Annotated in this window: 14 protein-coding genes; 8 read left to right on the top strand and 6 right to left on the bottom strand. The window is 64.3% G+C overall.

Translation table 11 applies throughout. The features are described 5' to 3' along the window. The first annotated feature begins 39 nt into the window (after positions 1-39). Positions 40-1,137: a cell division protein ZapE gene (gene zapE, locus AT302_RS09475; protein ID WP_058378226.1), complete on the top strand. Its 1,098-nt coding sequence runs from the start codon at positions 40-42 to the stop codon at positions 1,135-1,137. A gap of 28 nt (positions 1,138-1,165) precedes the next feature. Here the strand turns inward: zapE and AT302_RS09480 are convergent, their stop codons facing one another. Further along, positions 1,166-1,492 carry a hypothetical protein gene (locus AT302_RS09480; protein WP_157125741.1) on the bottom strand — a complete coding sequence of 109 codons (327 nt, stop codon included), beginning with the start codon at positions 1,490-1,492 and terminating at the stop codon, positions 1,166-1,168. A 272-nt stretch (positions 1,493-1,764) separates the two neighbouring features. On the opposite strand from AT302_RS09480, the gene AT302_RS09485 reads away from it, so the two are divergent. The 3 genes from AT302_RS09485 (at position 1,765) to AT302_RS09495 (ending at position 3,726) form a co-directional block, all read left to right on the top strand. Continuing rightward, positions 1,765-2,391: a DUF2939 domain-containing protein gene (locus AT302_RS09485; protein WP_058378228.1), complete on the top strand. Its 627-nt coding sequence runs from the start codon at positions 1,765-1,767 to the stop codon at positions 2,389-2,391. A 180-nt stretch (positions 2,392-2,571) separates the two neighbouring features. Further along, positions 2,572-3,048, top strand: a complete 477-nt coding sequence (locus AT302_RS09490; protein ID WP_064675057.1) for a DUF2147 domain-containing protein — start codon at positions 2,572-2,574, stop codon at positions 3,046-3,048. A gap of 267 nt (positions 3,049-3,315) precedes the next feature. Continuing rightward, positions 3,316-3,726: a DUF2147 domain-containing protein gene (locus AT302_RS09495; RefSeq protein ID WP_237172175.1), complete on the top strand. Its 411-nt coding sequence runs from the start codon at positions 3,316-3,318 to the stop codon at positions 3,724-3,726. A 317-nt stretch (positions 3,727-4,043) separates the two neighbouring features. On the opposite strand, the gene AT302_RS09500 is transcribed toward AT302_RS09495, so the two are convergent. The 5 genes from AT302_RS09500 to AT302_RS09520 form a co-directional block, all read right to left on the bottom strand. Then, positions 4,044-5,360 carry a collagen-like triple helix repeat-containing protein gene (locus AT302_RS09500; RefSeq protein ID WP_058378230.1) on the bottom strand — a complete coding sequence of 439 codons (1,317 nt, stop codon included), beginning with the start codon at positions 5,358-5,360 and terminating at the stop codon, positions 4,044-4,046. A 62-nt stretch (positions 5,361-5,422) separates the two neighbouring features. Then, on the bottom strand, positions 5,423-6,154 hold the full coding sequence (locus AT302_RS09505) for a MarR family winged helix-turn-helix transcriptional regulator (protein ID WP_058378231.1): 732 nt from the start codon (positions 6,152-6,154) through the stop codon (positions 5,423-5,425). Between the two features lie 83 nt (positions 6,155-6,237). After that, positions 6,238-7,497 carry a collagen-like triple helix repeat-containing protein gene (locus AT302_RS09510; RefSeq protein ID WP_167365790.1) on the bottom strand — a complete coding sequence of 420 codons (1,260 nt, stop codon included), beginning with the start codon at positions 7,495-7,497 and terminating at the stop codon, positions 6,238-6,240. A gap of 313 nt (positions 7,498-7,810) precedes the next feature. Next, positions 7,811-9,550, bottom strand: a complete 1,740-nt coding sequence (locus AT302_RS09515) for a collagen-like triple helix repeat-containing protein (RefSeq protein WP_064675058.1) — start codon at positions 9,548-9,550, stop codon at positions 7,811-7,813. A gap of 27 nt (positions 9,551-9,577) precedes the next feature. Then, a complete protein-coding gene (locus tag AT302_RS09520; RefSeq protein WP_058378233.1) occupies positions 9,578-9,889 on the bottom strand; it encodes a hypothetical protein in 312 nt (103 codons plus the stop codon). Positions 9,890-11,043: 1,154 nt separating this feature from the next. On the opposite strand from AT302_RS09520, the gene AT302_RS09525 reads away from it, so the two are divergent. The 4 genes from AT302_RS09525 to AT302_RS09540 all read left to right on the top strand — a co-directional run bounded on the left by AT302_RS09525 (position 11,044) and on the right by AT302_RS09540 (position 12,586). Next, positions 11,044-11,229 carry a Flp family type IVb pilin gene (locus AT302_RS09525; RefSeq protein ID WP_058378234.1) on the top strand — a complete coding sequence of 62 codons (186 nt, stop codon included), beginning with the start codon at positions 11,044-11,046 and terminating at the stop codon, positions 11,227-11,229. Positions 11,230-11,253: 24 nt separating this feature from the next. Beyond that, positions 11,254-11,451 carry a Flp family type IVb pilin gene (locus AT302_RS09530; RefSeq protein ID WP_058378235.1) on the top strand — a complete coding sequence of 66 codons (198 nt, stop codon included), beginning with the start codon at positions 11,254-11,256 and terminating at the stop codon, positions 11,449-11,451. 13 nt (positions 11,452-11,464) lie between these two features. After that, the gene (locus AT302_RS09535) at positions 11,465-11,944 is read left to right on the top strand and encodes an A24 family peptidase (protein WP_058378236.1); all 480 of its coding nucleotides are present in this window, start codon (positions 11,465-11,467) and stop codon (positions 11,942-11,944) included. Positions 11,945-12,181: 237 nt separating this feature from the next. Continuing rightward, positions 12,182-12,586: a TadE/TadG family type IV pilus assembly protein gene (locus tag AT302_RS09540; protein WP_167365791.1), complete on the top strand. Its 405-nt coding sequence runs from the start codon at positions 12,182-12,184 to the stop codon at positions 12,584-12,586. Positions 12,587-12,635 lie beyond the last annotated feature (49 nt).

Raw genomic sequence — 12,635 nt, forward strand, 5'->3', positions numbered from 1 at the left:
ACGTTGCTCTTTTTGCCCGTCTTCCGGCGCGCTGTCCGCATGAACGTTCGCGAATACTACCTACAAGAACTGGCCGCGCGCGGCTACCAGCCCGACGAAGCGCAGGAGCGTGCCGTCGATCGACTGCAACAGTGCTACGACGAATGGGCGGCCTACAAGGCCAAGCGCTCGAACACGCTCAAGAAGTGGCTCGTGCACCCGGATCTGCCCAAGGGTGTGTACCTGTGGGGCGGGGTAGGGCGCGGCAAAAGCTTCCTGATGGACAGCTTCTACTCGGTCGTGCCGTTGCAGCGCAAGACGCGCCTGCACTTCCACGAGTTCATGCGCGAAGTGCACCACCAGTTGCAGGCGCTCAAGGGCTTGCCCGATCCGCTGGACGAATTGGCCAAGCGCATCGCCAAGCGCTACCGCCTGATCTGCTTCGACGAATTCCACGTGTCCGATGTGGCCGACGCGATGATCCTGCACCGCCTGCTCTCGGAGCTGTTCAAGAACGGCGTGCAGTTCGTGATGACGTCGAACTATCGTCCCGACACGCTGTACCCGGACGGCCTGCATCGCGATCGCGTGCTGCCCGCCATCAAGCTGCTCGAAGAGAAGCTCGACGTGCTCAACGTCGACGCCGGTATCGACTATCGCCGCCGCACGCTGGCGCAGGTGCAGGTCTATCACTACCCGCTGGGCAATGAAGCGAACCGCGCGCTGCGCGCCGCGTTTGCCGAGATTGCCGGGGTGCCGGATGAGAGCCCGCTGCTGCATATCGAACAACGGGAGTTGAAGGCATTGCGTCGCGCAGGCGGCGTGGTGTGGTTCGATTTCCACACGCTTTGCGGCGGTCCGCGCTCGCAGAACGATTACCTCGAACTGGCGAACCGTTTCCATACCGTGGTGCTGTCGGATGTGCCGCAGATGACGCCGCGTATGGCCTCGGAAGCGCGCCGCTTCACGTGGCTCGTAGACGTGTTCTACGACCATAAGGTGAAGCTGCTGATGTCGGCGGCGGTGCCGCCCGAGCAGTTGTACACCGAGGGCACGCTGGCCAACGAATTCACGCGGACAGTGTCGCGTCTGGTGGAGATGCAGTCGCTGGAATATCTCGAAACGCCGCGCCGTGTGGTGGACACGTCGCTGACCTGATGTTGCCGGTCTGACCGCGCGGCGCGAATCAGCGGCCGCGGTTGTTGTTGCGCTCGCGCGGCGGTTGCGGCGGCGGGGCCTGGCGCTGTTCGCGAATATGGTTGTAGATATCGCCCCGCAAGTCACCTTGCGGACGCACCTCTTGCGGTGGGCGCGACGGACCATTCTGGCCACCGCGTGCCCCATTGTTCCCGCCGTTGTTGTTGCCATTGCCGCGCCCGTCCGGGCGCTCGCTTCCCTGCGCAAACCAGCCGGCGAAGAACCGGCCATGTGACGCTGTCTGCGCCATCGCGCCCATCGAGGCGCCTGTCAGCAGGACGAAACAGAGTATCGGGACAAGTCGGGTGTGACGCATGCTGCCACCTCCTTGTCGGTTAAGTTGCCGCGCGGTTCAGCCTGAAATTCGGTCTGCCAGCCGGCCAATCGTTCGGCCAGCGGCAGCACATGCGCAGCCAGCGTCCCGAAAGGGAAACTTGCGCTCGCGCGTGTACGGATCGTGCGGCTACGCTTCGAGAGTAAGAGGGCTGGGCCCCACTTGCTGTAAAGATTTGTAAAGCAATGTAAGCCGGTACGCGGGCGACGCGATGTGCTACGTACCATGCGATGTTTATCGTTGGAGTTTTCCCAATGCGTAAGTTGTGGATTGCCCTAGTGGCGTTGGTGGTGGTGCTGGGCTTGCTGTTCGGCACGCCTTATTACACGTTGTGGCGCGCACGCGACGCGGCGAACGCGCGTGACGCCGATACGCTGTCGACGTATGTCGACTATCCGGCCGTGCGCGAAAGCCTGAAATCGAGCCTGCACGACGAACTCTCGCGTCAAATGGACAAACAGCGCGGCAATGCCCTTGGCGCGCTGGCGCTGGCGTTTGGCGGCTGGGTGTCGGATCGGGTGGTCGAAGCGCTGCTCACGCCGGAAGCGGTGGCCGCCATGCTGCGTGGCGACAGCACCGGCTTGCCGCCCGCACCGGGCGCGCCTGCGCCGCGTGATGTCACGCCACCGAGCGCCACTAACGACGGCGGTAGCTCGGCACCGGCCGCACCTTCGACCGGCAGCGGCGAAGCCGCACCCTCCGGCGCGGCGCCGGCCAACGAGCGCGCGCGCACGCTCACGCGCACCGAGTTTCAGGACTTCAACCACTTCCTCGTGCACGTCTCGCGCAGCGACCGTCCCGAGCGCGTGGTGACGTTCACGCTCACGCGCCGAAACCTTGTGCAGTGGCGTTTGACGGCCATTGCGGTGCCCCCGCTGTAATCGATCGTGCGCCGTCGGGGTGCCTCGTTCGGGCCATCGTGGGCAGCGTGGTAAGCACCGGAAATAAAAACGACGCAAAATGCGGTGACAATGCCCGGTTTCGGCCAACGGAATTCCGTCTGGCGCACACGTCGCGGGCAGCACAAGGAACCTCCCTTCTACGGGACGAAGGTAAGTCTGATGCAGATTTTGAATACGATGTCATGGCGGCGGCTGGGCGCCTGTGCGCTGCTGGCCACGTCACTGATGGGTGGCGCGGCGCAAGCCGCGTTTGCCGACGAGACGACGCCCGCGGGTGTGTGGCGAATCATCGACGACAAGTCGGGTGAGCCCAAGGCGCTCATCACCATCACCGAGAAGAACGGCGAATACGTCGGCGCGCTCACGCGAAGTCTCGGCCGCCACGATGCGCTCGAGCGTGTCTGCTCCGCGTGCACCGACTGGCGCAAGGGGAAGAAGCTTCAGGGGCTAGAGATCATTCGCGGCCTGCACAAAGAGGGCGACGAATATACCGGCGGCAAGATTCTCGACCCGGACAGCGGCAGCGAGTATGGCTGCAAGGTGAGGGTGGTCGACGGCGGCAAGAAACTCGAAGTGCGCGGCTACCTTGGCGTGACCTTGTTAGGGCGAACCCAGACGTGGGTGCGCGAAGAGTAGCGGCCACAATCTCCTTCCTGAGATCGCAGGAAACTCCCGGAATTGACGCATTGAAGCGGCCCCGCGCTAGAGGACTTCCTCAGCACGGGGCCACGCCTTTGGCGTAATCTTCAAAACGGCTGACGCGCGCGGCAGCACGAGACTTGCCGGCGAGTGAGTCCTACGAGAATCAATTCCGTATCTGGGAGGAAGACAATCATGATGCAGATTTCCAATGCGACGTCGTGGCGACGTCTGGGTGCACGTGCACTGGTGGCAGTTGCCCTGATGGGCGGTGCGACGTTGGCGATGGCCGCTGACGCCATGACGCCCGCAGGCGTCTGGAAGACGATCGACGACAACACAGGCAAGCCGAAGGCGCTCGTGACGATCACCGAAAAAGACGGTGAATACATCGGCACGATTACCAAGGGTCTTGGCGAGAGCGACGATCCCGAGCGCATTTGCACGGCTTGCACCGACGCGCGTAAGGGACAGAAGATGCTCGGCCTTCAGATCATCAACGGCGTCCGCCGCGACGGCGACGGATTCGACGGCGGCAAGATTCTCGACCCGGAAAACGGCAAGGAATATCGCTGCAAGATGACGGTGATCGACGGCGGCAAGAAACTGGAAGTGCGTGGCTACATCGGCGTATCGCTGCTGGGCCGCACGCAAACCTGGATTCGCGAACAGTAAGCCGTACGCGTTCTCGACACGATACAAAAACACCCGCTTCGGCGGGTGTTTTGTTGTGGGCACAGGTTATGGACGAGACACGCACGACGAGCTCGACACGCACGACACGCACGTATGGGCACAGAAGCACGCATGCGACAAAGCCCGGGCAGTGTCGCCACACTGTCCGGGCTTGCCGCCCTCCCTCGCCCTTCAGACACTTCAGACACCTATTTCAAGACGCCGTCTGCAGGCTATCTGCACTACGCCACCTTTCACCCCCAGCACTGCTCCCTCTCGCGAACTACGAACTACCGGCCCTGCATTCCATTCACCGCTTATTTTCCTAGTCCGCCCAGCAAGCCCGTTACCGGCGCGAGCAGGCCACCCGCGCCACCAGAACCGCCAGACGTGGTGCCCGCAATCGACGTGAGCGGTGCGGTCACCGAACTCAGCAATGCGGTGACCGGTGCGAGCGGGTTGCTCGCGCTGCCCGAGCCTCCCGCAGCGTTCGTCACACCACCCAACAGGCCCGTCACGGCACCGAGCGGATTGCTGGCCGATGACCCAGACCCAGCCGATCCCGATCCCGACAACCCGCCCAGCAAACCAGTGACGGCACCGAGCGGGTTGCTGCCCGTAGCGCCCGATGAACCCGTGGCACCGCCCAATCCTCCCAGCAGCCCGGTCAATGCGCCCAACGGATTCGTGCCGCTGGCCGATGTCGGTGTGACGGTCGTATTGCCGACGTTGGCGAGTACCGTGCCGAGCGCATTGGCGCTCGTGCCGCTGGTGCTGCCGGTCAGCAATCCCCCCGCACTGGTCACGGTGTTGCCGAGTGCCATGAGCGGATTGGCGAGACTCGCCACCACGGCATTCGGTGCCGCACCCTTGACCTGCGCACCAGCGGAATTCAAGGCACCGCCCACCGTACCGAGCAAGCCGGAAAGCGGCGCACCCAACCCGGTGGTGTTACCCAATGTTTGTGTGGTGTTCACCACCGTATTGGTGATCGGTGTGACGGCCGACGAGAGTGCTGTCGTTGCCTGCACGACCGGTGCACTGGTCAGCACTTGCGTGAGTGCCGCGCCGCCTTTCACACCGCCCTGACCGACGGTCGCGACCACATTCCCGAGCACACCCGTCAGCGTGTCGACAGGCGTACCGGCCAGCGGGCCGCTCTTGCCGATGCCGGCGATACCGCTGCCGAGCGAGACGCCGGCATTGCCCAGATCGGTCACCACGTTGCCGGTGCTGGCGAGCGTGGTGCCGACGGGGTCGGTACCGGATTTACCCAGTTGTCCGAGACCGTTGCCCACGCCCGTACCCAAGTCGGTGACGGCATTGCCGGTTTGCGTGAGCGCGCCGCCAAAGCCCTGATTGACTTGCGGCGAAACGCCCGGGATCGTCGTGCCCGACACCTGATTACCGACTGCACTCACCACCGAGCCAACTGAACTTACAACACCATTGCTGCTGGTGGGCGTGGTCGGGTTGGTGGGGTTCGTCGGGTTTGTCGGATTGGTGGGATTCGTCGGGCTGGTGGGCGTGTTGCCCGTCGCACCGCTGCCGCTGCCCGAACTCGAGCAACCCGTAACTCCCACGACACCTGCCACCAGCGCGGCGAGCAGGGTAGGACGCAAGTGCTTCGACATGACGTGTCTCCTTAATTGGGCCGACTCGAGGGCCGACTCGTGCGCAGATGCGCCGCGCACGCTCACGTGCGCGCCGGAGCCGGCCGGCCGGTCGAAACCAGTCCGGCGATGTCCTGATCCGCTTCGAAGCGCAGACGGAAGGTCTCGCTCTTGAGCGTGCGGATGCTCTGCACCAGAAAGTCGTGAATGGCAGCGAGTTCGTTCTGGTCGTACGCGGCGCTCACGGCCGTGAGTTCGCGCGACACCGACGACAGGAACTGCTCGATTTGCGCACAGCGCTCTTCGATGGGATGAATCATCACCATGCGGCGATCGTGCGGGTTCTTCTCGCGCTCCACGAAACCTGCGCGCTCCAGCCGGTCGATGACGGTGGTGATGCCGCCCGAGCTCACCCCCATGAGCTCGGCGAGTTGCCCTGCGGTAATCGATTCGAGTTCGAGAATCAGATCGAGCGCGTTCAGATCGGTGACGTTCAGGCCGAGCTGTTCGGCGAGTGCGGCGTGATAGAGCGCGGTGTACACGGCGAGCCGGCGGCCGAGTGAGCGGACGATGCCAGAGACGAGATCGTTGCGGTTCGTGTGTCGATCGCTCATGGTGCTGTGCGCTCCGTTGAGCTGGGAGGCGGACGGCGCCGCCCCGTAAGCGGCACCGTGGTCGGTGCCGGAGGTGTTGTGCAAGTGGTTCGAAAATGCGCCGTTGCCGGTGTCGCGAATCGCTGCCGGTTCGGTCATTTGCGTGGCAGATTCGCCATGGCCGCGCATCAAAAGGCCGGTGTCGGGAATGAAGCGGGCCATGGCATCTCCTTATCGATCAAGTGCGCATCAACCAGTCAGTGGATGACCGTTGCGCGATGGGTATTTCGCTAGAACGCTGCGGGTTACTTCGCAACCGTTCCCAGACTGCCGAGCAAGCCAGTGACCGGTGCAAGCAGTCCGCCGAGGCCACCTGCTGCGCCCGAGCCGGTGCTGCCGCCTGCCGCGCCGGTAACACCGGAGAGCAGATTCGTCACGGGGGCGAGCGGGCTGCTGCCGCCCGAGCCACCTGCGGCACCCGACACGCCCGAGAGCAGGTTGGTGACCGGGGCGAGCGGGCTGCTGCCGCCCGAGCCGCCTGCGGCACCCGACAAGCCCGAGAGCAAGTTGGTCACCGGGGCCAGCGGGCTGCTGCCGCCGGTCGATCCGCCGAGGCCACCCAGCAGGCCCGTGATCGAGCCGAGCGGGTTGCCTGCCGAGCCGGTGCCGCCGCCTGCCGCCGTGGTGCCAAGGTTGCCGAGCAGCGAGCCGAACGGATTCGACGAGCCGGTGGAGGTCTGGCCATTCACGAAGCCACCCAGCCCGGCCACGGTGTTGCCGGTGGCGATGACCGTGCCGCCCAGCGCATAGACGACCTGGTTCGAGGACGCGCCGCGCAACGTCGTGCCAACCGTGCCTACGGTGTTGCCCAGCGTGGTGAGCAGGTTCTGTACCGGTCCGCCGAGGCCCGTGGTGTTACCCACGGTGCGGGTGGTATCGGAGACCACATTGGTGATTGGGGTGATGGCCGACGACAGGGCCGTGGTTGCCGTCACGAGCGGGCCGCCGGAGAAGGCTTGCTTGAGGATCGCGCCGCCGGCAATGCCGCCTTGACCGACCGTGGCTACCACGTTGCCGAGCGCACCGGTCAGCGTGTCGACCGGCGTGCCGGCGAGCGGGCCGCTCTTGCCGATGCCTGCGACACCGCTGCCCAGCGAGACGCCTGCGTTACCCAGATCGGTCACGACGTTGCCGGTGCTGGCGAGCGTGGTGCCGACGGGGTCTTTCGATGCGCCGATCTGGCCGAGGCCGCTGCTCACCCCGTTGCCGAGATCGGTGACGGCGTTGCCGGTCTGCACGAGGGCGTTGCCCATGCCTTGCGTGGCTTGCGGCGAGACCAGCGGCAGGTTGGTGCTGGCGACCTGATTGCCCAGAGCGCTCACGACGTTGCCGGCGGAGCTGACGACGCCGCCTGCGCCGGTGGCCGTGGTGCCGACAGCGTTCGGGGTGCCCGTGGTGCCGGTGGCCGTGGCCCCGCTTCCGCCGCCGCCGCTGGAGCAGCCGGTGAGAGCGATCATGCCGATAGCGGCAGAGGCCAGAAGGGTACGTTGCAGTGCGTTCGACATGATGTTCATCTCCCTGATCGTTTTACTGTGTCCCGGCGGCATGCCGCGCGGAGTTGTCTGTGGTTATGTCTTCGGTTGCCGGGTTACTTCCATTTCAGAAACCTGGGCCGGTCGCTCTGTAGCCGCTGAAGTCGGGTGAGGCGGCGAGGGCGGGCGGCGTTCGGGGTGGACCGGATCCGGACCTTCTCGACCCGATGTGCGGACATCGGGAGGAGGGCCGGATCGCGGCGATCACAGGCGGGTGGGGGAATCGCTCGGGTCATGATCGTGACTCCTGTTCTCGCGTCTGTCGGTCGATGTGGGTCGGGGCGACTTACTTCTTGCCGCCGCCGAGCAGGCCGCCGAGCAAGCCGGTCACCGGGGCCAGCAGACCGCCGTTAGCGCCTGCCGAACCGGTGGCACCGCCTGCGGCACCCGTCACTGCGCCAAGGAGGTTGGTGACCGGTGCCAGCGCGCCAGTGGAGGCCGAGCCGCCTGCGCCTGCCGAAGCACCGCCCGAGCCAGCCGAGCCGCCTGCGCCTGCCGAAGCCGAACCACCCAGCGCGCCAGTCAGGCCGGCCACGAGGTTGGTCACCGGGGCCAGCGGGTTGCTACCCGATGCGCCACCCGTTGCACCGCCAAGGCCACCCGTCAGACCCGAGACCAGATTCGTCACCGGGGCGAGCGGGTTGCTGCCCGACGTACCGCCAGCGGCGCCGCCGAGGCCACCCGTCAGACCGGAGAGCAGGTTCGTGACCGGGGCGAGCGGGTTGTTGCCCGACGTACCACCTGCGGCACCGCCGAGGCCACCCGTCAGACCGGAGAGCAGGTTCGTGACCGGGGCCAGCGGGTTGTTACCGCCACCCGACGCACCGCCAGCGGCGCCGCCGAGCGTGCCCGTCAGGCCAGTGAGCAGATTCGTGACCGGTGCGAGCGGGCCGCTGCCCGTGCCCGTGCCGCCAAGGCCTCCCAGACCACCGAGGGCCGAGGTGAGCGGGGCGAGCGGGTTGGTGCTGGTGGGCGTGCCATGCACGAGGCCGCCGAGGCTGGCCACGGTGTTGCCCACGCCTGCCACCAGACCGCCGACGTCCGTGGCAATCGGGTTGTTGAGTTGCGAAGCCACCTTGGTGCCGACACCGGCCAGGCCGCCGCCGACTTGCGCCAGCAGGCCAGCCACCGGCGTACCGAGGCCCGTGACGTTGCCGACCGTTTGCGTGGTGTTGGTGACCACATTCGTGATCGGCGTGATGGCCGACGACAGGCCCGTGGTGAGTTGTTGCACCGGGGCGCTGGTGATCGTGCTCGTCAGGCTGTTGCCGATAGCGACGCCACCGTTGCCGACGGCCGTCACGACACCACCGAGCAGCGTCGTAACACCATTGATCGGGGTGTTGGCCAGCGGGCCCGTTTGACCGAGACCGGCGACGGCGCTACCCAGTTGCGTGCCGGCGGTCCCCAGGTTCGAGACCACGCCGCCCAAGCTGGCAAGCGTCGGGTTGAGCGGGTCGGAGACCGAACCCAGCTTGCCCAGACCGTTCGTCAGGCCATTGCCCAGCGTTTGCACGGCGTTGCCGGTGGAGACGACTGCCCCTGCCAGACCGCTTTTCGTTTGCGTGCTGACCAGCGGCAGTTGCGTGCTGCCGAGCGTGGTGCCCAGATCGCTGACCGTCTTGCCCACTTGCGTGACGACGCCGGTGCTGGCGGTGCCTGCGACCGTGCCGATCGGGTTGGTGGACGCGCCACCGCTGCTGCTGCCACCGCTGCTGCTGCCACCGCTGCTGCTGCCACCGCTGCTGCTGCCACCGCTGCTGCTACCGCCACTGCTGCTACCACCGCTGCTGCTACCGCCACTGCTGCTACCGCCGCTGCTGCTGCCACCGCTGCTGCTGCCGCCGTCGGTACCCGTGCCGGTACCCGATCCGCCGCCGCTGCCGTCGCCGCCGCTCGAACCGGCGCTGGTGCCGCCGCCCAGAGAGCCGCTGGTGCCGCCCGAGCCGGAGCTGGCGCAGCCGGTCATGGTGACGATGGCGAGAAGGCAGGCCGAAGCGATAAGGTTGCGTTGGATGCTGTTCATGATGGTGTCCTCTGGTCGTTTATGTGATCAGGCGAGCGCGTCTTGCGCAGCCAGTCGGGTGTTCATGCGTTGTGCGATGAGTGCGAACAGGAGCGCCTCGACGGCTGCGCTGGTGGGGCCCGTCATCGCCAGGGCCTGATTCGTACGTTGAGTGCCTGCCGCGCCGAACGGTGTGGCGGTGGCGTGTACGCCACCGCCGTCCTCACCGCTCCTCCCTGGGCTTGCGCCTCTACGATCGTCTTGGGCGGCAGCGCTGCGCTGCATGGCCCTGACGCGCTGCTGCGAGGCGGTAAGGCCTGCGGTGCCGAGCGTCGTTTGTTTGGTAATGCCAATGATCATGGTGTCCCCCGGTGATCTTTAGCGTTGCGATGCAGGGATATCCGCAAGAGGTGTGCCAATCTCTAAATCCGGGTTTGAATAAACGCTCTAGTTTTTTTGTCGATCGCCGGGAAAGCCTGTATTTATTTGCGTTTCGCAAAACAAGAATCTTTTGGATCGAGAGATCGAGCACTGGCACGCCTGATCAAAAATCAGGGTTAACGAGATCGGGAAAAGGTGAAAGCGGAGGTAATTCCGGCGAATTGCCGTTCCCGTTACGGGGGGCGTTACGGGGAACGTTACGTAACGCGCTTCCCATGCATTCGGGTAAATACGTGCGTCAAAACCCGAGTGCCGGCACGTGCAGTGGCTATTGCAGGAGATTCGTGTAAAGGGGGATCAGAACAGTTGCCGGGGTGACGTAATTTTTCGAAATCACGTTACGACTGCCGTTCGAGAAGCCGTGTCGATTGCGCTGTGGCAAAGATGATTGACCCTGCGGAAAAGGGTGCGTGCAAGATGTAAATGAGACGGAATACGATCGGTACGCGCCGCGCTAATACAGACGATGCGGAAATACCACGGATGGCGAAAGATTTCGAAAGATTCGGTGGTTGCGCGCAAGGGCGCCGGCATGTGAGATTCCTCACGGTGCCGCAATTGGCAAGGGTTGCGAAGCGATTGCCGGAATCAAGCGTGGGCCTGATGGGCGTAACCGCTGCGAAATACGGGGAACGCATGACGAGTGGACGATGAATGAATAGTTATTTAAATGTCCGCTGCATTAGAGGCGTTGTTTCGCTCACACGCGCAGAATCATGGTTTTCCCTCGCGCGTGTTGCATTGCTTAGTTTTGGAGTATTGTTTGATCAACCCGCGTAACGTTTTCTTACATTCTCAAGGGTGATTGGTAGGAAGGCTCTAGTTTTTGCGTTTTAGTTTAAATTAGCATCGAAAAAAAATAGTACGCGATCCCGATGGTTGTTACAGCATGGCGGGAAATAATGGCGTACAAAGTAAAAGAGGTTCGAAAGCCTTGCTACGCAACGAACCCGAGGCCGAAGTCCAGAACTGATAAGCGATATGGCGAGTTCTCGTCGTTCAGGCAAAACCTGAGAGTGACTTGCCATGTATGCCAACGGGCGCAAAGCGCCTTAATAGTGAGGGCGGGTGAGATGAAACTCGGCAATCGTATTCGACTGTTTGCGCGCGATGAGCGTGGTGTGACCGCGCTGGAGTACGGCATTCTGGCTGCTGTTGTCGCCGTGATTATTGGCGTCACTGTCTCCCCGGCATTGCAGGGTGTCTTCACATCGGTTTTCTCGAAGGTTCAGTCGGTCGTGACGTCTGCGGGCGCCTGACGGTGCTGGCGCGGGGTGCGGACTATGCGAATCGCGCAGCGTAAGCGTTACGGGCGGCGGGGACTGCGGCGTCAGCTGGGGGTTACGGCGCTGGAGTACGGCATTCTCGCCGCCATCGTGGCGCTGATCATCGGGACTACCGTCTACACCCAGTTGGGCAGCGCGATCTCGTCGATCTTCAGCACGATGTCGTCAGCCGCCATCTCGGTGATTTCGCACTGACACGAGGGCCAGCGTGCTCACCTTGTTGTGGTTGCTTTGCGTGCCGATCGTGGTCACCGATCTGATCGCACGCCGAATTCCTAACGTGTGGCTGCTGTGGGTTGGCGCGCTTGCGCTGGTCTGGATCGGGTGGCAAGCATGGCAGGGAGAACCCCGCGTGTTGTGGGTTCACGGGCTGGGCGCGCTGCTGGGATTGATCGTACTGCTACCGTTCTGGTGGCGGGGCGTGATGGGGGCGGGCGACGTCAAGCTGTTCGCACTGATCGGCCTGATTGCCGGCTACCCGGTGCTGCTGCCGGTGTGGTGTCTGGCAAGTGTCGCGGCCGGCCTACATGCCCTCGTCTTGCTTGCGGGGCGTCTTGCTTGGCTGAAAGGCTGGCGGGAGCGCACGAGCGCCACGGCGGCGTGGCAACGGATTGAGCGCTGGCGGGCCGGACGTATCGGGTTGCCCTACGGGGCGTATCTGGCGGTGGCCGCGCTGGTGGTGCGGTAGCGTTTCGAGACAACAGAACGCAGCAGTTGAAATAAGCGTGTCGAGTGCCGCAGAAAGCGGCACCGCAATAACGGGAGGCGCGGGCGACGCCGCGCGAATGAGTGGGACCTATGCGTCGCCAAACACGGCCTGCAAGCGCCGTGCGCGACGGGGAGTGTCGTCATGAAGCGGTACGGGACACAGGCAAGATCAGGGTTGCGATCGGCGCGTTCGCGTGGGGTCGCGGCACTGGAATTCATGCTTATTCTGATGATCCTGTTGCCCGCGTTCTATGTGGCCGTCGCGTTCTCCCTCACCATTCTTGCCCGCCAAATGCTGACACAGGCTGCGTCTGAAGGCGGTCGCGCCATGCTTCGCGCCGGCACGCTGACGCAGCGCCAGACTTACGCCACGCAGGCGGTGGGCAATACGCTCGCCTGGCCTGCTTCAAGCGCGGTGACAACCAGCTTCGTTGCCGACACCACCTATCCGTGTCCGGCGTCCGGGGCATCGAGCAGCGGGTCGCAATGCATCGTTCATATCAACCTCAGCCTGAATCAGTTGATGACCGTCAACTGGCCGGGGCTGGGGAGTCTGGTGCCGTCGACCATCAACGGCACCGCAGCGGTAACACTCGACACGTCGACGCTCGGCGGCAGTTGAGTCTGAAATTGAGTTGGCAGTCGATGTCATGCCGCCGGTTACCCGGCGC

The organism is Pandoraea norimbergensis, assembly GCF_001465545.3.
In the GTDB taxonomy this organism is placed as follows: Bacteria; Pseudomonadota; Gammaproteobacteria; order Burkholderiales; family Burkholderiaceae; genus Pandoraea; species Pandoraea norimbergensis.

What these genes read in the sequence shown, in the direction of transcription:
- AT302_RS09515 (WP_064675058.1), bottom strand. Translation starts at nt 9,550, where the DNA reads ATGAACAGCATCCAACGCAACCTTATCGCTTCGGCCTGCCTTCTCGCC.
- zapE (WP_058378226.1), top strand. Translation starts at nt 40, where the DNA reads ATGAACGTTCGCGAATACTACCTACAAGAACTGGCCGCGCGCGGCTAC.
- AT302_RS09505 (WP_058378231.1), bottom strand. Translation starts at nt 6,154, where the DNA reads ATGGCCCGCTTCATTCCCGACACCGGCCTTTTGATGCGCGGCCATGGC.
- AT302_RS09480 (WP_157125741.1), bottom strand. Translation starts at nt 1,492, where the DNA reads ATGCGTCACACCCGACTTGTCCCGATACTCTGTTTCGTCCTGCTGACA.
- AT302_RS09495 (WP_237172175.1), top strand. Translation starts at nt 3,316, where the DNA reads ATGGGCGGTGCGACGTTGGCGATGGCCGCTGACGCCATGACGCCCGCA.
- AT302_RS09510 (WP_167365790.1), bottom strand. Translation starts at nt 7,497, where the DNA reads ATGTCGAACGCACTGCAACGTACCCTTCTGGCCTCTGCCGCTATCGGC.
- AT302_RS09520 (WP_058378233.1), bottom strand. Translation starts at nt 9,889, where the DNA reads ATGATCATTGGCATTACCAAACAAACGACGCTCGGCACCGCAGGCCTT.
- AT302_RS09525 (WP_058378234.1), top strand. Translation starts at nt 11,044, where the DNA reads ATGAAACTCGGCAATCGTATTCGACTGTTTGCGCGCGATGAGCGTGGT.
- AT302_RS09530 (WP_058378235.1), top strand. Translation starts at nt 11,254, where the DNA reads ATGCGAATCGCGCAGCGTAAGCGTTACGGGCGGCGGGGACTGCGGCGT.
- AT302_RS09485 (WP_058378228.1), top strand. Translation starts at nt 1,765, where the DNA reads ATGCGTAAGTTGTGGATTGCCCTAGTGGCGTTGGTGGTGGTGCTGGGC.
- AT302_RS09500 (WP_058378230.1), bottom strand. Translation starts at nt 5,360, where the DNA reads ATGTCGAAGCACTTGCGTCCTACCCTGCTCGCCGCGCTGGTGGCAGGT.
- AT302_RS09490 (WP_064675057.1), top strand. Translation starts at nt 2,572, where the DNA reads ATGCAGATTTTGAATACGATGTCATGGCGGCGGCTGGGCGCCTGTGCG.
- AT302_RS09540 (WP_167365791.1), top strand. Translation starts at nt 12,182, where the DNA reads ATGCTTATTCTGATGATCCTGTTGCCCGCGTTCTATGTGGCCGTCGCG.